19 protein-coding genes are annotated in these 20,742 nt (G+C 59.4%); 8 read left to right on the forward strand and 11 right to left on the reverse strand.

Annotation, left to right across the window (positions count from 1 at the left end; all coding sequences use genetic code 11):
- Window positions 1-37: 37 nt before the first annotated feature.
- From POR16_RS22670 to POR16_RS22705, 8 genes are all read right to left on the reverse strand, one after another.
- Entirely contained in the window at window positions 38-856 is an 819-nt protein-coding gene (locus POR16_RS22670) for a phosphoglycolate phosphatase (protein WP_005896656.1), read from the reverse strand.
- Complete coding sequence (rpe, locus tag POR16_RS22675) at window positions 853-1,527, reverse strand: ribulose-phosphate 3-epimerase (RefSeq protein ID WP_005896654.1); 675 nt, start codon at window positions 1,525-1,527, stop codon at window positions 853-855. The genes POR16_RS22670 and rpe overlap by 4 nt, the downstream gene beginning before the upstream one ends.
- Before the next feature lie 138 nt (window positions 1,528-1,665).
- Window positions 1,666-2,487, reverse strand: a complete 822-nt coding sequence (locus POR16_RS22680; RefSeq protein WP_005896652.1) for an ABC transporter permease — start codon at window positions 2,485-2,487, stop codon at window positions 1,666-1,668.
- Between the two features lie 11 nt (window positions 2,488-2,498).
- Complete coding sequence (locus tag POR16_RS22685) at window positions 2,499-3,746, reverse strand: ABC transporter permease (protein WP_005896650.1); 1,248 nt, start codon at window positions 3,744-3,746, stop codon at window positions 2,499-2,501.
- Between the two features lie 75 nt (window positions 3,747-3,821).
- On the reverse strand, window positions 3,822-4,856 hold the full coding sequence (locus POR16_RS22690; protein ID WP_005896648.1) for a polyamine ABC transporter substrate-binding protein: 1,035 nt from the start codon (window positions 4,854-4,856) through the stop codon (window positions 3,822-3,824).
- A gap of 82 nt (window positions 4,857-4,938) precedes the next feature.
- Window positions 4,939-6,063, reverse strand: coding sequence for an ABC transporter ATP-binding protein (locus POR16_RS22695; RefSeq protein ID WP_005896646.1), 1,125 nt, complete (start codon window positions 6,061-6,063; stop codon window positions 4,939-4,941).
- A 416-nt stretch (window positions 6,064-6,479) separates the two neighbouring features.
- On the reverse strand, window positions 6,480-7,109 hold the full coding sequence (locus tag POR16_RS22700) for a response regulator (protein ID WP_024669237.1): 630 nt from the start codon (window positions 7,107-7,109) through the stop codon (window positions 6,480-6,482).
- Window positions 7,106-9,154, reverse strand: coding sequence for a sensor histidine kinase (locus tag POR16_RS22705; protein ID WP_005896640.1), 2,049 nt, complete (start codon window positions 9,152-9,154; stop codon window positions 7,106-7,108). The genes POR16_RS22700 and POR16_RS22705 overlap by 4 nt, the downstream gene beginning before the upstream one ends.
- Window positions 9,155-9,232: 78 nt before the next feature.
- Between POR16_RS22705 and POR16_RS22710 the strand changes: the two genes are divergently transcribed.
- Window positions 9,233-10,216: an alpha/beta hydrolase family protein gene (locus POR16_RS22710; RefSeq protein ID WP_005896638.1), complete on the forward strand. Its 984-nt coding sequence runs from the start codon at window positions 9,233-9,235 to the stop codon at window positions 10,214-10,216.
- Window positions 10,217-10,249: 33 nt separating this feature from the next.
- Here the strand turns inward: POR16_RS22710 and POR16_RS22715 are convergent, their stop codons facing one another.
- The 3 genes from POR16_RS22715 to POR16_RS22725 are packed head-to-tail and all read right to left on the reverse strand — an operon-like array spanning window position 10,250 to window position 12,773.
- Complete coding sequence (locus tag POR16_RS22715) at window positions 10,250-11,017, reverse strand: TerB family tellurite resistance protein (protein WP_005896636.1); 768 nt, start codon at window positions 11,015-11,017, stop codon at window positions 10,250-10,252.
- A complete protein-coding gene (gene murU / locus POR16_RS22720) occupies window positions 11,018-11,689 on the reverse strand; it encodes an N-acetylmuramate alpha-1-phosphate uridylyltransferase MurU (RefSeq protein WP_005896633.1) in 672 nt (223 codons plus the stop codon).
- 58 nt (window positions 11,690-11,747) lie between these two features.
- Window positions 11,748-12,773: an aminoglycoside phosphotransferase family protein gene (locus tag POR16_RS22725; RefSeq protein ID WP_024689683.1), complete on the reverse strand. Its 1,026-nt coding sequence runs from the start codon at window positions 12,771-12,773 to the stop codon at window positions 11,748-11,750.
- Between the two features lie 129 nt (window positions 12,774-12,902).
- Between POR16_RS22725 and POR16_RS22730 the strand changes: the two genes are divergently transcribed.
- The 7 genes from POR16_RS22730 to glpE all read left to right on the forward strand — a co-directional run bounded on the left by POR16_RS22730 (window position 12,903) and on the right by glpE (window position 20,488).
- Entirely contained in the window at window positions 12,903-15,683 is a 2,781-nt protein-coding gene (locus POR16_RS22730) for an LPS-assembly protein LptD (RefSeq protein ID WP_005896627.1), read from the forward strand.
- Entirely contained in the window at window positions 15,664-16,986 is a 1,323-nt protein-coding gene (locus POR16_RS22735) for a peptidylprolyl isomerase (protein WP_005896624.1), read from the forward strand. Before POR16_RS22730 ends, POR16_RS22735 begins: the two co-directional genes overlap by 20 nt.
- Window positions 16,983-17,972 carry a 4-hydroxythreonine-4-phosphate dehydrogenase PdxA gene (gene pdxA, locus POR16_RS22740; protein WP_005896622.1) on the forward strand — a complete coding sequence of 330 codons (990 nt, stop codon included), beginning with the start codon at window positions 16,983-16,985 and terminating at the stop codon, window positions 17,970-17,972. The genes POR16_RS22735 and pdxA overlap by 4 nt, the downstream gene beginning before the upstream one ends.
- On the forward strand, window positions 17,969-18,775 hold the full coding sequence (gene rsmA / locus POR16_RS22745; RefSeq protein ID WP_005896620.1) for a 16S rRNA (adenine(1518)-N(6)/adenine(1519)-N(6))-dimethyltransferase RsmA: 807 nt from the start codon (window positions 17,969-17,971) through the stop codon (window positions 18,773-18,775). Before pdxA ends, rsmA begins: the two co-directional genes overlap by 4 nt.
- A 113-nt stretch (window positions 18,776-18,888) precedes the next feature.
- Window positions 18,889-19,269 carry a Co2+/Mg2+ efflux protein ApaG gene (gene apaG / locus POR16_RS22750; protein WP_005896618.1) on the forward strand — a complete coding sequence of 127 codons (381 nt, stop codon included), beginning with the start codon at window positions 18,889-18,891 and terminating at the stop codon, window positions 19,267-19,269.
- On the forward strand, window positions 19,269-20,171 hold the full coding sequence (locus POR16_RS22755) for a symmetrical bis(5'-nucleosyl)-tetraphosphatase (protein WP_005896616.1): 903 nt from the start codon (window positions 19,269-19,271) through the stop codon (window positions 20,169-20,171). Before apaG ends, POR16_RS22755 begins: the two co-directional genes overlap by 1 nt.
- Window positions 20,168-20,488 (forward strand): thiosulfate sulfurtransferase GlpE, encoded by a 321-nt coding sequence (gene glpE / locus POR16_RS22760; RefSeq protein WP_005896614.1) that lies wholly within the window; start codon window positions 20,168-20,170, stop codon window positions 20,486-20,488. Before POR16_RS22755 ends, glpE begins: the two co-directional genes overlap by 4 nt.
- The last annotated feature ends 254 nt before the right edge of the window (window positions 20,489-20,742 follow it).

A 20,742-nucleotide genomic window follows, 5' to 3' on the forward strand; every position in this document is an offset into this window, starting at 1 on the left:
GGTAGGCAAACGTGCCGGCGGGCCGGCCAGAATCAAGTCAGGCGCGCCAACGCCAGCGGGCCAGGGCCTTGATGACTTTCATCCAGAGTTTGCGAGTGACCACCACGATGGATTCTCTTGAGGAGGGACGTTTGACGTTGGGCAACAGTATCTCAGCGTCCAGATCCAGGCAACCGGGAATCAATCTGCGCAGATCATCAATGACCATCGCCGGGTTTTCCTCGGCAATCGGCCTGCCGTGGTTGTAGCCATAGCTCAATGCAACGCAGGCTACACCGGCACCCTTCGCAGCCAGCACATCACTGCGCGAATCGCCGACAAACAGTGACTGCGAGGCAGGAACACCGGCCATCTTCATCACGAAAAACAACGCGGCAGGGTCGGGTTTTTTCTGCGGCATGGTATCGCCGCCGATGATCCAGCGAAAAAAGCGCCCTAGCTTCATTTCATCCAGCAGTGGCGCAACGAAGCGCTCCGGCTTGTTGGTGATCAGGGCCATCTCGACGCCCATCTTCTGCAACCACTTCAAGGTTTCGCGCACGCCCGGATACACCACAGTGAACTCGTGCTTTTCGGCATAGGCGCGCATGAAGATATCCAGCCCCCGTTCGGCCAGCGCATCGTCGACACTGCTGTGCTCGAGGTTATTGGCAAGCGCACGGCGCACCAGCACTGGCGCACCGTTGCCGACCCAGCCACGAACCGACTCCAGACCTGCAGGTGGCCGACCCAGCTCAGCCAGCATTTTGTCGACTGCAACAGCGAGGTCGGGAACCGAGTCCACCAGAGTGCCGTCCAGGTCGAACATGATCAGCTTGGGCAGTTGGCCTGCAAACAGCTTTTCAAAGCCGCTCATGCGCGGGCAGACGCCAGTTCTACGCGCATCTTGTCGATCACTTCGCGATAGTCAGGGGCGTTGAAAATCGCCGAGCCTGCGACGAAGGTATCGGCACCTGCCGCCGCGATTTCGCGGATGTTATTGACATTGACGCCACCGTCGATTTCCAGACGGATATCGCGGCCCGACGCATCGATCAGCGCTCGTGCTTCGCGCAGCTTGTTGAGCGTACCGGGGATGAACTTCTGTCCGCCGAAACCCGGGTTGACGCTCATGAGCAGGATCATGTCGACCTTGTCCATCACGTACTCCAGCAGGTTCAACGGCGTTGCAGGGTTAAACACCAGACCGGCCTTGCAGCCGCCTTCGTGGATCAACTGCAGCGAACGGTCGATATGCTGGGTCGCTTCCGGGTGAAAGGTGATGTAGGTGGCACCGGCTTCGATGAAATCGCCGATGATGCGATCCACCGGGCTGACCATCAGGTGCACGTCAATCGGTGCAGTGACGCCATATTTGCGCAGCGCGCTGCACACCATCGGGCCGATAGTGAGGTTCGGGACGTAATGATTGTCCATGACATCGAAGTGAACGAAATCAGCGCCGCAGGACAGCACGTTGTCGACTTCCTCACCCAGACGGGCGAAGTCAGCGGAAAGGATCGATGGGGCAATAACGAAGGGCTGCATGACGCACCTGTTTGAGCAGAATCACGGTGGTGCGCATTGTATGCCAACCGGGGCCTGGAGCGGTAAGCCTCAAGCTGCATGCCTATGGATTTGCTTCAGCGTGCAACCCGAAACCTGCCGCGCCTGGCGGCCTCCCGATTACTGAGCCGTTCTCAGCTTTTCGCTACGCCCCCTCAACCACTCCAGCACCAGCAGCAGTAACACCGAAAAGCCGATCAGCAGAGTCGCTGCGGCAGCGATGGTCGGGCTGAGGTTTTCGCGGATGCCGCTGAACATCTGCCGGGGCAAGGTTGCCTGCTCCGGCCCGGCCAGAAACAGCGTGACGACCACTTCGTCGAACGAGGTGGCGAAAGCAAACAGCGCACCGGAGATCACACCCGGCGCGATCAATGGCAGGGTCACGCGGCGGAAGGCTGTCAGCGGCGATGCGCCAAGGCTCGCAGCGGCGCGCACCAGGTTGTGATTGAAGCCCTGCAATGTCGCTGAAACGGTAATGATGACGAACGGCACACCCAATACGGCATGGACCAGAATCAGCGAGGTGTAGCTGTTGCCCAGGCCCAGAGGCGCGAAGAACAGGTAACTGGCGACACCGACGATCACCACCGGCACCACCATCGGCGAAATCACCAGGGCCATGACCAGCGCCTTGCCGGGAAAGTTGCCGCGTGTCAGGCCAATCGCCGCCAGCGTGCCGAAGCCCATCGCCAGCAATGTCGCCGCCGGGGCGACTATCATGCTGTTTTTCAAGGCGCGCATCCATTCCGCAGAATGGAAGAAATCCTGATACCACTGCAACGAGAAGCCTTGCAGCGGGTAGACCAGAAAGCTGCCTGAGTTGAATGACAGCGGCACGATGACCAGCACCGGCAGCACGAGAAAGAGCAGGATCAGCGCGCAGAGGATGCGCAAGGCGTAATACCAGATGCGCTCGATCGGCGATGTGTATGGATTCAACATGGTGGCGCTCCTCAGCTCAATCGCAGGCGGCTGGCGCCGACCAGCCAGCTATAAATCAGGTAAAGCACGATGGTTGCCAACAACAGCAACCCGCCAAGCGCGGTTGCCATGCCCCAATTGATGCTGGTGTTGGTGTAGAAAGCCACGAAATAACTGACCATCTGGTCATTCGGGCTGCCCAGCAAGGCCGGGGTGATGTAGTAGCCGATCGACAGAATGAACACCAGCAGGCAGCCGGCGCCTATCCCCGCGTAGGTCTGCGGGAAGTACACGCGCCAGAAGCTGGCAAACGGGTGGCAGCCCAGCGAAATGGCAGCACGCATGTAGGTCGGGGAGATGTTTTTCATCACGCTGTAGATCGGCAGGATCATGAACGGCAGCATGATGTGCACCATCGAGATGTACACGCCGACCCGGTTGAAGACCAGTTCCAGCGGCTTGTCGATAATGCCCATCGCCAGCAGCGCGCTGTTGATCAGCCCGCTCGATTGCAGCAGCACGATCCAGGCCGCCACACGCACCAGAATCGAGGTCCAGAACGGCAGCAGCACCAGGATCATCAGCAGGTTGCTTTGCCGTGCCGGCAGGTTGGCCAGCAGGTACGCCAGCGGATAGGCCAGCACCAGACAGATCGCGGTGATCACCAGGCCCATCCAGAAGGTGCGGGCGAATATATCCAGATAGATCGCCTGGTCCGGGGTCGCGGGGGCCACTTCGCCCAGATCATCGATGCGATGGTCCAACGCCGCCAACAGGTAATACGGCGTGACGCTGCTGGTGTTGCGGCGCACCGCCTGCCAGTAGGCGGGGTCGCCCCAACGTTCATCCAGTGCCTCCAGCGCTTCTTTATAGGAAGCCGGTTCGGTCTTGAACGGTAGCGCGCGGGCGGTCTTGCTGAGCAGGCTGCGATAACCGGCCAGCTCCATGTTCAGACGCTTGGACAGGTCACCCAGCGTGGAATTCTTGCGCGTTTCAGCCAGCTCCAGGCTCAGCGCCTTGTAGACCGACTCGGGCGGCAGCCCTTTACCGTCCCATTTCTGCACTTCTACCACGGTGGTCGGCAATGCAGTCACGACCTCAGGGTTGCCGACACTCTTGTAGAGCAGCGCGGCGATGGGCACCAGAAACACCAACAACAGGAAAATCACCAACGGCGCGATCAATGCCTGAGCCTTCCAGCGGTTGACCCGCTCGGCGCGAGCGAGGCGTTGCTTCAAAGTGGGGCTGGCGCCTTCAGTCAAGGGCACGGCGATGGCCATAGCGAACTCCGGAATCTTTCAACAAGGGGGCGCCCCCAGCAACAGGAGCGCCCGGATCTGACTCACACAACCGGGTTACTTGGCGGCCCAGGCAGTGAAACGCTGCTCAAGGGACTCGCCGTTGTCGGTCCAGAACGCCACATCCATCTGCACCTGATCCTTGATGTTCTCAGGTGTGGTCGGCATGTTTTGCAGGGTCTCTTTGTCCAGCAGCTTGACCGCCTGGGTGTTTGCCGGGCCGTAGGCGATGTTCTGCGAGTAGACCTTCTGTTGCTCGGGGCTCAGCATGAAGGCGATGAACTTCTTCGCTGCATCGGCGTTTTTCGAGCCCTTTGGAATCGCCCAGGCGTCGAAGTCATACACCCCACCGGTCCAGACCACTTTCAGGTTGCTTTCTTTTTGCACGGCAGCGATACGGCCGTTGTAGGCCGAACTCATCACCACGTCACCGGAAGCAAGGTACTGCGGTGGCTGCGCGCCCGCTTCCCACCACTGGATGTTCGGCTTGAGTTCATCGAGTTTCTTGAACGCGCGGTCCTGACCGTCTTTGCTGGCCAGTACTTTGTAGACGTCCTTTGGTGCAACGCCATCAGCCATCAGTGCGAATTCCAGTGTGTACTTGGCGCCTTTGCGCAGGCCGCGCTTGCCGGGGAATTTCTTGGTGTCCCAGAAATCGACCCAGCCGCTCGGAGCACTTGCAACCTTGTCGGCGTTGTAGGCCAGCACAGTGGACCAGACGAAGAAGCCTGCGCCACAGGTGGTGATGGCGCCGGGAACGAAATCAGCGGCATTGCCGAGCAGTTTCGGGTCGAGTTCCTCGAACATGTCTTCGTCGCAGCCGCGAGCCAGTTCTGGAGATTCGACTTCTACCAGGTCCCAGGAAACGCTCTTGGTGTCGACCATGGTTTTGACCTTGGCCATTTCGCCGTTGTACTCACCGGCGATGATCTTGCCGTTACCGACCTTCTCCCAAGGCGCGTAGAACGCTTTTTCCTGCGCGGCCTTGTTGGCGCCGCCAAAGGAAATGACGGTCAGGTCGGTCGCGGCCATGGCTTGCGCAGCGCACATCATGCCCAACGTGATGGCGGTGAACTTCAAAGACTTCAACATAGATTCTTTTCTCCACGAGCAGTGTTGGTAAGCGATTGGGATGGGCGATCAGGTCGCCTCTGTTATTGCTTTTGTCGGTAGATCAATGCACTTGCTGCAAGGGATCGAGCGCACGCACATGCTCGACTTGCCAGCCGATGGGCACCACGTCGCCAACGTTCAGTGTCGAGTCCAGTTCGGCGATAGGCTGTTTAACGAAGAAGTCGGTCTTGCCTGCTACTTCCAGACGCACACGAACGTGATCACCGAGGTAAATGAACTCGGCCACACGACCGGAAAAACGGTTGGCACAGCTTTCGCTCCGGCCGTTGAGATGGATGCGCTCGGGCCTGATGGACAGCGTCACCGGGCCACCCGGCTGGCCGACGTTGATTGCCAGCGCGTGTATTTTCTCACCGCGCTCCAGCTCGACCACGCAGCGGTCGCCGTCCTGGCTGACCAGCCGCCCGTTGAGCCGGTTGTTCTCGCCGATGAAGTTGGCCACAAAGGTATTTTTCGGTTCCTCGTACAGGCTGCGCGGCGGCGCGATCTGCTGGATCTCGCCCTGATGGAACACCGCAACCCGGTCTGACATGGTCAGGGCTTCACCCTGGTCGTGGGTCACATAGACCACGGTCACGCCTAGGCGCTGATGCAGGTGTTTGATCTCCATCTGCATGTGCTCACGCAGTTGCTTGTCGAGCGCGCCGAGCGGTTCGTCCATCAGCACCAGTTGCGGTTCGAACACCAGCGCACGCGCCAAAGCCACACGCTGCTGCTGACCGCCGGACAACTGCGCAGGGTAGCGATGCGCGAACGTGTCCAGCTGGACCATGCCCAATGCTTTTTTGACCTTCTCGCCGACATCCGTTTTGCTCATGCCGCGCACCGTCAGCGGGAACGCGAGGTTCTCGGCAACCGTCATGTGCGGGAACAGGGCGTAGTTCTGAAACACCATGCCGATATCGCGCTTGTGCGGTGGCACGTTGTTAATGGCACGACCACCCAGGAGGATTTCGCCCGCCGTCGGCGTTTCGAAGCCGGCCAGCATCATCAGGCTGGTGGTCTTGCCAGAGCCGGACGGGCCAAGCAGGGTCAGGAATTCGCCTTTGCGAATATCCAGGTTAAGGTCTTTGACGATCAGTGCTTCGCCGTCGTAGCTCTTTTGCACACCACGAAAGCTGACCAGAACATCATTTGCCCCAGCGCTTGTATCGACGTCGCTCATCACCCACACCTTTGTTTTGTCTGCGTAGGCCCAAGACTAGAGCAGCCTGCATCCCCCGCAAATCGGGGGCCGAGAGAGAATCACCCAGGCAAGCTGGAAGGCTAGGCGTAGGAATTGCCCTACAGAGATGGCGCGATTGAGCTAGTTGAGACCATCGTTATCCACTAAGAGGGCAGTGTGGTAGCGGACTTGTCCGCGAACTGCCGGGGACCGGAAGCAAGACCGGCGACCTCACTAGGTCAGATTAATCACGATAGCCGGTTTTGGGGCCGCTTCGCAGCCCATCGCAGCCGTCGTAACCTCCTGAAGCCCCCACGCCCTTTGGGCAGAAGCTCAGATTCCAGGCTCTTCAGGGCGCATGCATAGCGATGATCAGAGCATCGGCCCGACACTCTGCTGAGGTGTCGTTTTCAGACTCAGAGCAGTTTGTGCTCCATCGCGTATTTGACGAGGTCGGCCAGCGAGTTGAGCTTCATTTTCTGCATCAACCGCGCCTTGTGGGTGCTGATGGTCTTGCTGCTCAGGGCCAGTTGCTGGGCGATGTCGTTGACATTGGCGCCCTGAGCCAGCCGCTCGAACACCGAAAACTCGCGCTCCGACAGTAGCGAATGCAAAGGCCGGTTATCGGTAAGGCCCACTTCGAAGACCATGCGATCGGCAAGATCGGGGTCAATATAACGCCCGCCTGCCGCGACCCGGCGAATAGCCGTCAGCAGCAGTGCAGGGTCGCTGTCTTTGGTTGCATAACCTGCGGCGCCGACTTTCAAGGCGCGCGCTGCCATTTGCGCCTCGTTGTGCATTGACAACACCAGGATCGCTGGCGGATTGACCAGTGCACGAATCCGCGGAATCGCCTCCAGGCCGTTAACGCCTGGCATGGAAATATCCAGCAATACCACTTCACAGGCCACATGGCGCAGGGTCTCAAGCAACTGCTCGCCATTGCTGGCCTCGCCCACCACTTGCAGATCCCTGGCCAGGCCAATCAGCTGCTTGATCCCTTCACGCACGATAGTGTGATCTTCAGCTACCAAAACACGAATCACGGTTGTCGCTCCTGAGCGGTGGGGTCCAGCGGGATGAACGCGCGCAAGGTTGTGCCCTCTCCTGGCTCGCTGTCTAGCTCCAGTCTGCCGCCGAGCATCAGCACACGCTCGCGCATCCCGACCAGACCGAATGAAACCGCCCTGCCCGACTCGATGACAAAGCCCTTTCCGTCATCGGCGATGGTCATGCATAGCATCTGGTCTTGCAGCGTCAGGCTGATGTCCACCGTATGCGCCTCGGCATGACGCATGACGTTGGTCAACGCCTCCTGAAGAATCCGGAACATGCCGGTAGCCTTGGTATCACTGAGCAACGGAAGATTGTCAGGCACCTGCACCAGACAGGGAATCTGCGTACGCGCCTCGAAACGGCGTGCCTGCCATTCGATCGCCGAGGCAATGCCGGCGTCGAGAATCGGCGGCCGTAGCGCAGTGGCGACATCACGCACCAGCTGAAACAACTGGGCAATGAGGCGCTTCATGCTGTCCAGCCGCTCACTCAAGCCAGGGTCGAGACTGGCATACGCCAGCTCGCACATCGACGTCTCCAGCTTCAAGACCGTCAACATCTGGCCCAACTCGTCATGAACTTCCCTGGCAATACGGCCTTTTTCCTCCTCGCGCACGCTTTCCAGGTGCGCGGACAATTCGCGTAGCTGATCGTGGGCGCGGCGGCGTTCGCTGACATCACTGAGGAACACCACCAGGTATTCGGCTTCACAAAAACGCAGGAAGCTCAGCGAGACGTCAACCGGCAGAAAACTGCCATCGGCGCGCAGGCAATGGGTCTCAAACACCTGCGGACTGCCCTCACTGGAACGTGCGCTCTTCCACAGATGAAGCCAGCGATCCATGTGCAGCCCGGGATCGAAATCGATCAGCGGACGCTCAACCACATGCCCCGGCGCATAGCCCAGCATGGACTCCGCCGCCCGGTTGGCATAGCGCACGCGGCTGTCCCAGTTGACCCAGAGAATACCGACGGTGCTCTGATCAATGGAAAATTGCGCTAGACGCAGCGCCTCTTCACTGGCGACGTGGCGGGCAAGGTCTTCACGCCCGCCGAGCACCTCCCGCTCCAGCGCCTGCTGCTGGCGACGTTGCCAGATCACGATGGCAAAACAGGCCAGCAGCATCACCAGCAGCAGGATGCACAGGTTTTTCCAGAGTTTTGTCGATTCACTGAGGTGCGACGGGGTGAGTGGCATCCAGCGAGCATGCAGTTGTTCCAGCTGCCTGGCAGGAATCGCCCGCAAGGCTTCGCTGACGATAGCTGCCAGCTCGGGCGCGTCGCGCCGTGAAGCCACACGCAGCAGTTGCGGGAGGCCGATATCTCCCACTACCGCCAGCCCGGCGAACTCCGGCTCACGCAGCAGGCGACTCAGTTGCGCCTCATCCACCACCGCGTAACGTGCCTGCTGACTGAGCAGCAATTGCAGCGCCTGACGCTCCAATGGCACGCCTTGCAGGTTCAAATGCGGAAAATTGCTACGCAGGTAATCGGCAGTAGCGCTCGGCATACGCACCGCCACCCTGGAAAGACTGTCGAGTTTTTCCAGTTCCACGGCGGTACCGCCATCACGTTCGCCGATCAACAGCTGCGACACCCGCAGATACGGATCGGAAAACACCCACAGACGCAGCCCCGCAGGGGTTTGCATCAAACCGGGGGCGACGTCGATTTCACCATTGCTCAGGGCTTTTTCCAGTGACGCCTGATCGGCAAAGTTTCGCCACAGCAACTCGGCCGGCAGGGTGGCCGCCAGTGCATTCATCAGGTCGACATTGGCACCAGACAACTGCTGTAAACGCTGGTCGAACTGAGCATAGGGCGCACGCAACACCAGACCGACCCGCAAAGGACCATGCTGATCAAGCCAGCTACGCTGTGCAGGACTCAACTGAGCAGCGGCAGATGTTTCAGGCTCTTCAGCCTGGGTACTCGCCATCTCAACCATCAAGAGCAAAGCCAGGCAGCCGATAAAGCCGGTGCGCAGAAGACGAATGATCAATGTGTCGCTCTCGTGTGTTCGCATGGCGGTCATGTGCCGCGCAGGCTCATGCCTGACAAAAGCCGATCAACCCATTAGGCTGCCGGGACAGTTACCGGCTTGGAATATCCGATGTCCTACCCCTTTCGCGCAATGCTTCCCGCAGTGTTTCTCTCATTGATGCTTCCTTGCGCCCTGCCTGCGACAGCGGCCGACCCGACGCCAGCGAAGGACGCTGCCGAAGCACCTGTCGAGCGGGCACCACTGCTCAGTCGCGCTCAGGAAGACGAACTGGCGCTGGAGCGTCAGTTGCCTCGCGAGGACCAACAGCAACTGAAGGCCGGGGACGAAAGCTTTCTAGCACTCTGGAAGCCCGCAAACAGCGAAGCACCTCAGGGCGCCGTCATCATCGTCCCGGGCGACGACGAGTCTCCCGACTGGCCGGACGCCGTCGGGCCGTTGCGACGCAAGTTCCCGGATGTCGGCTGGTCGAGCCTGAGCATCACCCTGCCGGACGCTCAGGACACGACCTTGACAGCGCGTGAGCCCGACACCGCGGCTGCAGATGCCAACGCCGAAAAACCGAAGGAAACGCCCAAGGATACAGCGGAGAAAACGCCAGACCCGGCGGCTGAGGCTGAAGCTCAGGCCGCCGCTGCAACCGCCAAGGCCGCAGCCGATGAAGAACGCAACAAGGCTCAGGCCGAGCGTATTTTTGCCCGCATAGAAAGCGCGATCAGCTTCGCGCAGCAGAACAAGGCACACAGCATAGTGCTGGTCGGCCATAGCAGTGGGGCGTACTGGGCGGCCAGGTTCCTCAATGAGCGGACCTCGCCTGTCGTGCAGAAACTGGTGATGATCGCTGCTCGCGAGCCCGTCAATCCCGCACCTACGCTACTGGAAATGGTGCCCTCGCTTAAAATCAAGACCGCTGACTTCGTTTACAAGAACCCTGTGGACCTGGCCGCCAAGGCGCGCTTGCAGGCCAGTAAACGCGCTAAGGGGCCGGGGTTTACCCAAATTGCCCTGATCAACATCATCGGCAATGAAAGCACCGAGCAAGATCAGCTGTTCAGGCGCGTTCGCGGCTGGATAGAGGCCAAAGAGGAAAAGTAGACGCCACGAACGCAGCGCGTTACAGGCGCAGCTTCAGGTGAAGCCGCGCCGGTTTTTCACGACCCGATAGGCGTTGTGCAATGCGCTGGTTTTCTCGGTGGCCACACGCACCTGTTGGGCATCGGCGCCCGAGCCGGCGATCTTGTCCGGGTGGTGCCGACTGAGCAAGCGCCGATAAGCGCGCTTGATGCTCAAAGGGTCGGTGTCAGGCTTTATACCGAGCAGGGCCATCGCCCCCTTGTAGTCATCACCTGTACTGATCGGCGCACGCCGCATGGGATCATGCTCGCCAGCCAGAGACTCGACCTGCTGCTGCGACCAACCCAGCCACATGCCCCACATGCCGATCAGTTCGCGCTCGACCCGGGAAGCCTTGCCGTCCGCCCAGGCCATACGCCAGCACGCACGCAACAAGGCCTCCGTCAGCTCAGCCTGACCCTGCAAACCGCGCAAATAGCTGCGCAAACCATCGGCACCATCCCTGCCGCGCTTGAAGGCGTTGATGGCGCGTAATTGCTCAGCCTCGTTCAGGTTCAGACGGCGCATCTCGGTACGCGCCTGATGGATGTGACTGGCCACCACGCGCCCTTCACTCTTGGCCAGCCGGCCCAGCAGCACGAACAACAGATCGTCGCCAGGTATCGCCGCACGCCCGCCCAGACGTTCGCGCAGGTGCGCCCAGCTCTGAATCTTCAGTCGCCGGTCCAGCGCCTGCCCCAACAACGCGCCGAGCATGGCGCCCGGAATGCTGGCAATTGCATAACCGGCTCCAGCGCCGACCAGTGTGCCGGGCCAGAGCATTCAGCGAGTCTCCGCAAGCAACTGCTCGACTTCGGCCAGACGCTCATGAGTGCCGACATCCACCCAACGGCCCCTGAAGTGCTCACCCGTAACCAGACCCTGGTGCATGGCTTCGCGCAGCAACGGTGCCAGCTTGAACGCACCGGGATCGCACTCGGCAAAAAGACGCGGATGCAGAATGGCGATGCCGCTATACGTCAGCCTCTGCCCGGCCGAGTCGTCATCACGCACCTGACCGTCGACCAGTGAAAAGTCGCCGGTCGGGTGATGCGCCGGGTTGTCGATCAGCACCAGATGGGCCAGGCCAGATATCGGCGTGCGCAAAGCGTTGAAATCGTAGTCGGTCCAGACATCACCATTGACCACGACAAAAGGCTCGCTGCCCAGCAACGGCAGCGCACGATGAATGCCCCCGCCTGTTTCCAGCGGCATGCCTTCGGGGGAATAACGGATGCTCAGGTCAAAACGCTGACCGTCCCCCAGATAATCCTCTATCTGCTGGCCCAGCCAGGCATGGTTGATGACCAACTGGTGAAAGCCTGCCTCGCGCAAGGCATTCAAATGGTATTCGATCAGAGGCACTCCCCCGGCACGCACCAGCGGTTTAGGCGTGTGCAGGGTCAACGGTCGCATACGCTCGCCCTTTCCGGCAGCGAGAATCATCGCTTTCATGCAGTCCTCTTCAAATCAATCAATGTCTGTTGTTTCAAGTTGGCGTTCATCTGTTCGATCAGACTGAAGTAGTTACAGGGTGTTGCAGGCTGGTGAGCAACTGTCCCAATTGCGCCAGTTCGGGCCTTTTCGAAAGAACCGCTTCGATATAGGCGAAGAAGCGCGGGACATCGTCCAGATAACGAGGCTTGCCGTCGCGATGGCAGATTCGCGCGAAGATCCCGATGACCTTCAAATGACGCTGCACGCCCATCAGATCACTGGCGCGCTCGAATGACGCAAAATCTTCCTGCACCGGAATGCCGAGCGCACGCGCCTTGTCCCAGTACGTGTTCAGCCATTGGCTGACACGTTCCTGCGGCCAGCTCAGGAAGGCATCCTTGAACAGGCAGGTCACGTCATAGGTCACCGGGCCATACACAGCATCCTGGAAGTCCAGTACACCGGGACCGGGTTCGCTGACCATCAGGTTGCGGGGCATGTAATCACGATGCACCAGTACCTTGGGCTGCGCCAGCGCACTGTTGATCAGGAGCGCGCTGATCTGCTGCCACTCAGCCTGTTGCTCCTCATCCATCTCGATCCCCAGATGGCGCTTCACGTACCACTCCGGAAACAGCTCCAGCTCGCGTCGGAGCAAGGCTTCGTCATAACTCGGCAGCGGCGTGTCCATCGGCAGTTGCTGGAACGCCAACAGTGCCTCAATGGCTTTGGCGAAGAATGCATCGGCATTGGCATCATTGATCACATCAAGATAAGTCTTGCGACCCAGATCGTTGAGCAGCAAAAAGCCTTGCGTCAGGTCTTCGGCATATATTTTTGGAACATTAATGCCCGACCTGGCCAATAAATGAGCGATTTCTACAAACGGTTTGCAGTTTTCCTGGGGTGGAGGCGCATCCATGACAATAAAAGTTCGACCGGCACCCTCCCAGCGAAAATAACGGCGGAAACTTGCGTCACTGCTGGCGGCAGTCAACGTGGCCGGGGGAACGGCGCCCCAATTGTGCGCCGCAAAGAGCGCTGGCAACTGCTCATCGAGCCAAACTTTCAGGGATTGCAGGCGTATATCTTGATCTGACATTACAAGGGTCTCCGACGGCGCTAGCCGTCAAGCGGGTCATGCTTTATTATCCGGAATCTTTTTCAGCCCATCGAGAGGCGTGCGGCCCCCCCGCGGGCAGATGGCGCGCAGGAAGCCCGGACTAATAAGATGGCATTGAAATCCCCCGCGTTTCGTAAAAAATTTCCGTTGCTCGTAACCGGCAGTCTGCTGGCGATGCAACCTCTGGCCACTCAGTTCGTGGTCGCCGCGGAACAGTATGACTGCTCAGTCTCTGCTTCGGGTGCCTGGAACTGTGCGCCGAAATCCAACACTGCAGCTGTAGATCTGCCTCCGCGCCCCGTGCATGACACGGCGTCGGTCAGTTCCAACGGCACGGTTTCCTCGGAGAGTACCTCTTCGAGCGGTCAGTCTGCGGGTACGCAGCTGGTCACAGAAGCCAAGGGCAAAGGTCTGAAGTCGCGTAGTGCTGACTACAGCCACCTCGATTGGGTTCCTCGCGAAAAGCTCACCGCAGCGCAACTGGCCGAGACCGGCCCGTATTGCTCGGGTGCCTATGTCGAGCCGATCCGTCCTGGCATGGACGACAAGACGCCGATGAAAGACGCGCCGATGTTCGTGGGAGCCAAGGCTTCGCGTTACGAGCAGGAAGCACAGGTCGCGACCCTCGCCGGTGATGTCGTCATGCGTCAGGGCAGCATGCAGGTCCAGGCCCAGGAGGCCGCCCTGCATCAGGCAGAAAACCGTGGCGAGCTGAACGGCGATGTCCGTCTGCGCGACAACGGTGCACTGATCGTCGGCGACAAGGCCGAGCTGCAGCTCGATACCGGCGAAGCCCGTGTCGACAACGCCGAATACGTCCTGCACAAGTCCAACATTCGCGGTAACGCTCTGTACGCCAAGCGTGCCGAGAACGCGATCATCCGGCTCAAGGACGGTACGTACACCACGTGCGAACCGAACAGCAACGCCTGGACGCTAAAGGGCAACAACATTACGCTGAACCCGGCCACCGGCTTCGGTACGGCGACCAACGTTACCCTGCGGGTCAAGGACATTCCGGTCCTTTACACGCCCTATATCTATTTCCCGATCGACGACCGTCGCCAGTCCGGCTTCCTGCCGCCGACTATTGCGGCAGGCGGCGACAACGGCTTCACGCTCGTCACGCCTTACTACTTCAACCTGGCGCCGAACTACGACGCGACGTTGTACCCGCGCTACATGGCTGACCGCGGCTTGCTGATGGAAGGCGAGTTCCGCTACCTGACCAAAGGCAGCGAAGGCCAGTTCGGCGGCGCGTACCTGAACGACGAAAACGACGAACGCAAACAGCAGTCGGACTACGACAAGACTCGCTGGATGATCAACTGGCAGCACAAGGGCGGGCTTGATACACGCTGGCTGACCCAGGTTGATTACACCGACATCAGCGACCCGTATTACTTTCAGGACCTGGAAACCGATCAGATCGGCGTTAAACGCACTGACTACATCAACCAGCAAGGCTCCCTGACCTACCGTGGCGATAGCTACTCGGCAGTGCTCAACGCTCAGGCCTACAAGCTGGCGACGGTTGCGAACGTTACCCCTTACAACCGTTTGCCACAGCTGACACTGAACGGTACGTTGCCTTATAACCCGGGCGGCCTGAAGTTCGATTATCAGACTGAGGCTGTACGTTTTGAGCGTGATCTGCGCAGCGGATCGTTCATCGATGAAGACGGTAACCCGGAAACACGTCTCGACAACAACATCACGGGCCTTGCTCGCGCCAACGGCGATCGCCTGAACCTGGCGCCATCCGTTAGTCTGCCGATGAACTGGTCCTACGGTTTCCTGACGCCGAAGCTCAAGTATGTCTACACCCAGTACGATCTGGATCTGGACAGCCAGGGCAAAGCCTCGTTGCTGGCTGATGAACAATACAACAGCAGCCAAAGCCGCAGCGTGCCGATCTTCAGCGTCGATAGCGGCCTGTACTTCGACCGCAATACCAACTGGTTCGGCAAGGATTATCGCCAGACACTGGAACCTCGCCTGTTCTATCTCTATGTTCCAGAGAAAGACCAGACTGACATTCCGGTATTCGACACAGGCGAGAGCACCTTCAGCTACGCATCTCTGTTCCGCGATAACCGCTTTACCGGTTCCGATCGCATCGGCGACGAGAACAAGCTGTCGCTGGGCATCACCAACCGCTGGATCGAAGACAACGGTTTCGAACGTCAACGCTTCAGCATTGGTCAGGCCGTCTATTTCGAAGACCGCAAGGTGCAACTGCCTGGCGTTCAGTTTGCAGATCGTGATGACGCGCGTGCCAACGTTTCGCCTTACGCTCTGGAATACGAATACCGCTTCAACCGCGACTGGCGCTTCAACTCCGATTTCAACTGGGATCCGGACAGCAAGAGCACCCGTTCGGGCAGCGCGATGTTCCATTACCAGCCTGAAGCCGAACCCAACAAAATCGTCAACCTGGGCTATCGCTATCGCAACGACCAGATTCGTTACGACGAAAGCACTGGTCGCTGGATCGTAGGGGGTGGCGACTACGGCACGCCTGGCTCACCGAACTACGTGAAGGACTACTACAAGATTCAACAGCACGATTTCTCGGTCATCTGGCCTATCGTGCCGCAGTGGAGCGTGATCAGCCGCTGGCAGTATGACTACAACCGTGCGCGCACCATCGAAGCATTCGGCGGGTTCGAGTACGACAACTGCTGCTGGAAGATGCGTCTGGTCAACCGCTACTGGATCGACTATGACGAGTTCAGCCAGGCTGCACCTCAGAACGAGAAAGGCGACCGCGGCATATTCCTACAAATCGTGTTGAAGGGGCTCGGCGGTGTAACTGGCGCCAAAGTAGACAGCTTCCTCGACAAAGGCATTCAAGGTTATCGTGAACGTGAAGACCAAGCTTTCTGATTGTCTGCGCCCGCTGATGCTGGGCGCGTTACTCCTGAGCGGTGCTGTGCATGCAGCGGTTCAGCCCCTGGACAGTGTTGCGGCCATCGTCGATAACGACGTGATCATGAAAAGCCAGGTGGACCAGCGGGTTCATGAGGTTCAGCAAACCATCGCCAAGCGCGGCTCTGGCGTTCCTCCGGCCGAAGCACTGCAAAAGCAGGTTCTGGATCGTCTGATTCTGGAAAACCTGCAATTGCAGATGGGCGAGCGATCCGGCATTCGTGTCAGCGATGACGAACTGAACCAGGCAATCGCCTCCATTGCCCAGCGCAACAACATGAGCGTGGAGCAGTTCCGCGCCGCGCTGATCCATGATGGCGTGTCCTACGACGATGCTCGCGAGCAGGTTCGTCGGGAAATGATCATCAGCCGGGTGCGTCAGCGCCGGGTGGCCGAGCGTATTCAGGTCTCCGAGCAGGAAGTCAAAAACTTCCTCGCCTCCGACCAGGGCAAGGCTCAATTGTCTGAAGAGTTTCACCTTGCCAACATCCTGATCGCCACGCCTGACAGCGCATCTTCGGATGTCATTCAGGCTGCAGCCCTCAAGGCAAAGAGCATCTATGATCAGGCGAAGAAAGGTGCTGACTTTGCCAAGCTCGCCGCCACCACTTCCTCCAGCGAAAACGCACTGGAAGGTGGCGACATGGGCTGGCGTAAAGCCGCTCAACTGCCGCCGCCGTTCGGAGACATGCTCAGTTCGATGCCTATTGGTGATGTGACGCCTCCAGCACGTACGCCGGGTGGCTTCATTATTCTCAAACTGCTGGAAAAACGTGGCGGCCAAGGCCAGGCACAGATGCGCGATGAAGTGCATGTGCGTCATATCCTGATCAAGCCAAGTGAAATCCGCAGCGAAGAAGCGACCAAGCTGCTTGCACAAAAAATCTACGAACGCATCGAGAATGGCGAAGACTTCGCGGCGCTGGCCAAAAGCTTCTCGGAAGACCCGGGCTCGGCGCTTAACGGCGGCGATCTGAACTGGGTTGACCCGAACTCTCTGGTTCCGGAGTTCCGCGAAGTCATGAACAGCACGCCGCAGGGCACGTTGTCCAAACCGTTCAAGACCGCTTACGGCTGGCATGTACTGGAAGTGCTTGGCCGTCGTGCCACAGATGCAACCGGTCAGGCGCGTGAGCAGCAAGCGTTGAGCGTGCTGCGCAATCGCAAGTACGACGAAGAGCTGCAAACCTGGCTGCGTCAGATTCGTGACGAAGCCTACGTCGAGATCAAACTCCCTGGCGCGACTCAGGCTGAACAGTGAAACCAAAGCGTTTCGCTCTGACACCCGGTGAGCCGGCCGGCATAGGTCCTGACCTCTGCCTGCTGCTCGCCACTCAGCCTCAGCCCTATCCCCTGATTGCCATTACCAGCCGTGACCTGCTTCTTGAGCGGGCCGCGCAGCTGGGTGTGGCGGTCAGTCTGCTCGACGTCACGCCTGACACCCTCCCCGATCTGCCTGCTCCAGCAGGGAGCTTGTATGTCTGGGACACGCCATTGGCGGAACCTGTACAAACAGGCGTACTGAACAAGGCCAACGCCGCGTTCGTGCTGCAGACCCTGACCCGTGCCGGGCAAGGCTGCCTCGACGGGCTTTTCAGTGGCATGATCACCGCGCCCGTGCACAAGGGTGTCATCAACGACGGTGGCATCGCTTTTTCCGGGCACACCGAATTCCTCGCCGAACTGACCCACACCGAACAGGTGGTGATGATGCTGGCAACCGGCGATCTACGTGTCGCGCTGGTGACCACTCACCTGCCCCTGCGCGAGGTGGCCGACGCTATCACACCCGACCGGCTGGAACGCGTTACGCGCATCCTGCACGCCGATCTGGTCAACAAGTTCGGCATCGCGAAACCGCGCATTCTGGTCTGCGGCCTCAACCCCCATGCTGGCGAAAGCGGGCATCTGGGCCGTGAGGAAATCGACATTATCGAACCGACTCTGGAGCGCCTGCGCAGCGAAGGGCTGGACCTACGCGGCCCGCTGCCTGCCGACACTCTGTTTACCCCAAAATATCTGGAGCACTGCGATGCAGTGCTGGCGATGTACCACGACCAAGGCTTGCCCGTGCTGAAATACAAAGGTTTCGGCGCAGCCGTCAATGTGACGCTTGGCCTGCCGATCATCCGCACCTCTGTCGACCACGGCACGGCGCTGGATCTGGCCGGCAGTGCGAACATCGACACCGGCAGCCTGCACGTTGCGCTGCAAACCGCCTACCAGATGGCCGAGACCTATTCATGACCGAGCAATACCAACACCGGGCGCGCAAGCGTTTCGGACAGAACTTCCTGCACGATGCAGGCGTTATCGACAAGATCCTGCGTGCCATTCGCGCCAAATCCGAAGAACGCCTGCTGGAAATCGGCCCGGGCCAGGGCGCGCTGACCGAGGGGCTGCTCAACAGCGGTGCCCAGCTGGACGTGGTCGAGCTCGACAAGGACCTGATCCCGACCCTCAACAGCCAGTTCGCCGGCAAGCCGAACTTCAGCCTGCATCAAGGCGATGCCCTGAAATTCGATTTCAACAGTCTGGGTGCAGAGCCTCGCAGCTTGCGCGTGGTCGGCAACCTGCCTTACAACATCTCTACACCGCTGATCTTTCACCTGCTGCAAAACGCCAGCCTTATTCGCGACATGCACTTCATGTTGCAGAAAGAGGTGGTCGAACGCATGGCTGCCGGGCCTGGCGGTGGTGACTGGGGCCGCCTGTCGATCATGGTTCAGTACCATTGCCGCGTCGAACACTTGTTCAATGTCGGACCGGGGGCTTTCAATCCGCCGCCGAAAGTGGACTCGGCCATCGTCCGCCTGGTCCCACATGAAACACTGCCACACCAGGCCAAGGATCACCGCGTACTGGAGCGGGTCGTGCGCGAAGCGTTCAACCAGCGCCGCAAGACCTTGCGCAACACGCTCAAACTGTTGCTCAGCAGCGACGAGATCACGGCTTCCGGGGTGGACGGCAGCCTGCGTCCCGAGCAACTGGACCTGGCCGCGTTTGTTCGACTGGCTGACACACTCAGTGAAAAGGTTGTGACGGAGTAACCTTTCGGGACAGGTAGACGACTATACCGTCGTCCCTTTCCGGCTACTTGTCCTAAGCTCTTCTATCTGCCGCACACGCGCGTTTTTTCGCAATGGATTTCAAGGCCTACTGCATGTCAGATTCTCGTTATCAGGTCGACGTCAGCGTCATCACGCGCTTTCTCGCAGAACAATCGCAACCCGAGCAGAACCGCTTCGCCTTCGCCTACACCATCACGGTGCAGAACAACGGCGAACTGCCCGCCAAGCTGCTGTCACGCCATTGGGTCATTACTGATGGTGACGGCCATGTCGAGGAAGTTCGTGGCGAAGGTGTTGTGGGACAACAGCCGCTGATCAAGGTCGGGCAAAGCCATACCTACAGCAGCGGCACAGTCATGACCACCAAGGTGGGTATAATGCAGGGTACTTATCAGATGCTGGCCGAAGACGGCAAACGCTTCGATGCGGTGATCGCGCCATTCCGCCTGGCCGTTCCGGGCTCGCTGCACTGATGGCGATTTACGCGGCAGGCGACCTGCAAGGTTGCCTCGAACCCCTGAAATGCCTGCTGGAGCATGTTCAGTTCGATCCGGATCAGGATCAGCTCTGGCTGGTCGGCGATCTGGTCAACCGCGGTCCCCAGTCGCTGGAAACCCTGCGTTACCTCTATAGCATCCGCGAATCGCTGGTCTGCGTACTGGGTAACCATGACCTGCACCTGCTTGCCGCTGCGCGCAACGCTGAGCGCCTGAAAAAAGGCGACACGCTGCGTGAGATCCTTGAAGCCCCGGATCGCGACGAATTGCTGGGCTGGCTGCGCCGGCAGAAACTCATGCATTACGATGAAAAACGTAACGTTGCTCTGGTGCATGCCGGCATAGCCCCGCAGTGGTCGCTCAATAAGGCCCTGAAGTGCGCCGCCGAAGTGGAGCAGACGCTGCAAGACGATCAGTCCTGTGGCGTCTTCCTCGACGGCATGTACGGTAACGAACCGGCAAAATGGCACAGCAGCCTGAAAGGCGTGGCACGTTTGCGAGTGATCACCAACTACTTCACGCGCATGCGCTTCTGCACCAGCGATGGCAAGCTCGACCTGAAGAGCAAGGAAGGCGTCGGAACCGCCATGCCTGGCTACGCTCCTTGGTTCGACCACAAGAGCCGAAAGACTCGCGAGGTGAAAATCATCTTCGGCCACTGGGCAGCACTGGAAGGCCATTGCGACGAACCCGGTGTCTTTGCGCTCGACAGTGGCTGTGTCTGGGGCGGGGCCATGACTCTGCTCAACGTCGATACACTTGAACGCCATCTGTGCAATTGCGATGCTGTCGGCAACGCTGCCACCGGACCGATTGTCCGCACGCAGCCCGGCACCGCGCAAACCCAGCAACCCCAGGCTCAGGAGCCCCAGCAATGACCGAATTCAAACGTATCCCGCCTGAACAGGCTCAGGCACTGCGCGAACAAGGCGCCGTGCTGGTCGATGTTCGTGATGCTCAGGCCTTTCAGAGCAATCACATTCCTGATTCCCTGCATCTGGATAACCAGTCCATAGCCGACTTCATCCGCGAGGCCGACCTGGACAAACCGCTGGTAGTAGTCTGCTATCACGGCAATTCCAGCCAGAGCGCCGCAGCCTATCTGGTGGGCCAGGGTTTCTCGGACGTGTACAGCGTGGACGGTGGTTTCGAGCTCTGGCGCGCCACTTATCCGTCAGAAACCGCACAAGGCTGATACAAAATATTTTTATGACAGCTGATCCCGCGTCCTACGCGGGCTCGCGCTTCATCTGACGAACGGTCACCCCCTCTTCTCGCGCATCCCTTCTTTATCTTTCCGAATCCGAACTATCCTTAGCCCAGGCCATCCGTATTCAGGGGAGAGCCGGTACACCGGCGCGTGGGTCATCGGTAGTTACTTTTAAGGTGTTCTGGGGGGTAAACAGTGACCGGGTAAACCGGCTACTGCCAGCATCGACTGAGATCCGC

The organism is Pseudomonas coronafaciens pv. oryzae str. 1_6 (assembly GCF_000156995.2).
GTDB classification, from domain to species: Bacteria; Pseudomonadota; Gammaproteobacteria; order Pseudomonadales; family Pseudomonadaceae; genus Aquipseudomonas; species Aquipseudomonas tremae.

Coding starts and splice junctions, on each gene's coding strand:
- POR16_RS22725 (WP_024689683.1), bottom strand. CDS start 12,773: ATGTCAGATCAAGATATACGCCTGCAATCCCTGAAAGTTTGGCTCGAT.
- POR16_RS22670 (WP_005896656.1), bottom strand. CDS start 856: ATGAGCGGCTTTGAAAAGCTGTTTGCAGGCCAACTGCCCAAGCTGATC.
- apaG (WP_005896618.1), top strand. CDS start 18,889: ATGTCAGATTCTCGTTATCAGGTCGACGTCAGCGTCATCACGCGCTTT.
- rsmA (WP_005896620.1), top strand. CDS start 17,969: ATGACCGAGCAATACCAACACCGGGCGCGCAAGCGTTTCGGACAGAAC.
- POR16_RS22705 (WP_005896640.1), bottom strand. CDS start 9,154: ATGACCGCCATGCGAACACACGAGAGCGACACATTGATCATTCGTCTT.
- POR16_RS22685 (WP_005896650.1), bottom strand. CDS start 3,746: ATGGCCATCGCCGTGCCCTTGACTGAAGGCGCCAGCCCCACTTTGAAG.
- POR16_RS22695 (WP_005896646.1), bottom strand. CDS start 6,063: ATGAGCGACGTCGATACAAGCGCTGGGGCAAATGATGTTCTGGTCAGC.
- POR16_RS22755 (WP_005896616.1), top strand. CDS start 19,269: ATGGCGATTTACGCGGCAGGCGACCTGCAAGGTTGCCTCGAACCCCTG.
- POR16_RS22715 (WP_005896636.1), bottom strand. CDS start 11,017: ATGCTCTGGCCCGGCACACTGGTCGGCGCTGGAGCCGGTTATGCAATT.
- murU (WP_005896633.1), bottom strand. CDS start 11,689: ATGAAAGCGATGATTCTCGCTGCCGGAAAGGGCGAGCGTATGCGACCG.
- glpE (WP_005896614.1), top strand. CDS start 20,168: ATGACCGAATTCAAACGTATCCCGCCTGAACAGGCTCAGGCACTGCGC.
- rpe (WP_005896654.1), bottom strand. CDS start 1,527: ATGCAGCCCTTCGTTATTGCCCCATCGATCCTTTCCGCTGACTTCGCC.
- POR16_RS22710 (WP_005896638.1), top strand. CDS start 9,233: ATGTCCTACCCCTTTCGCGCAATGCTTCCCGCAGTGTTTCTCTCATTG.
- POR16_RS22690 (WP_005896648.1), bottom strand. CDS start 4,856: ATGTTGAAGTCTTTGAAGTTCACCGCCATCACGTTGGGCATGATGTGC.
- POR16_RS22680 (WP_005896652.1), bottom strand. CDS start 2,487: ATGTTGAATCCATACACATCGCCGATCGAGCGCATCTGGTATTACGCC.
- POR16_RS22730 (WP_005896627.1), top strand. CDS start 12,903: ATGGCATTGAAATCCCCCGCGTTTCGTAAAAAATTTCCGTTGCTCGTA.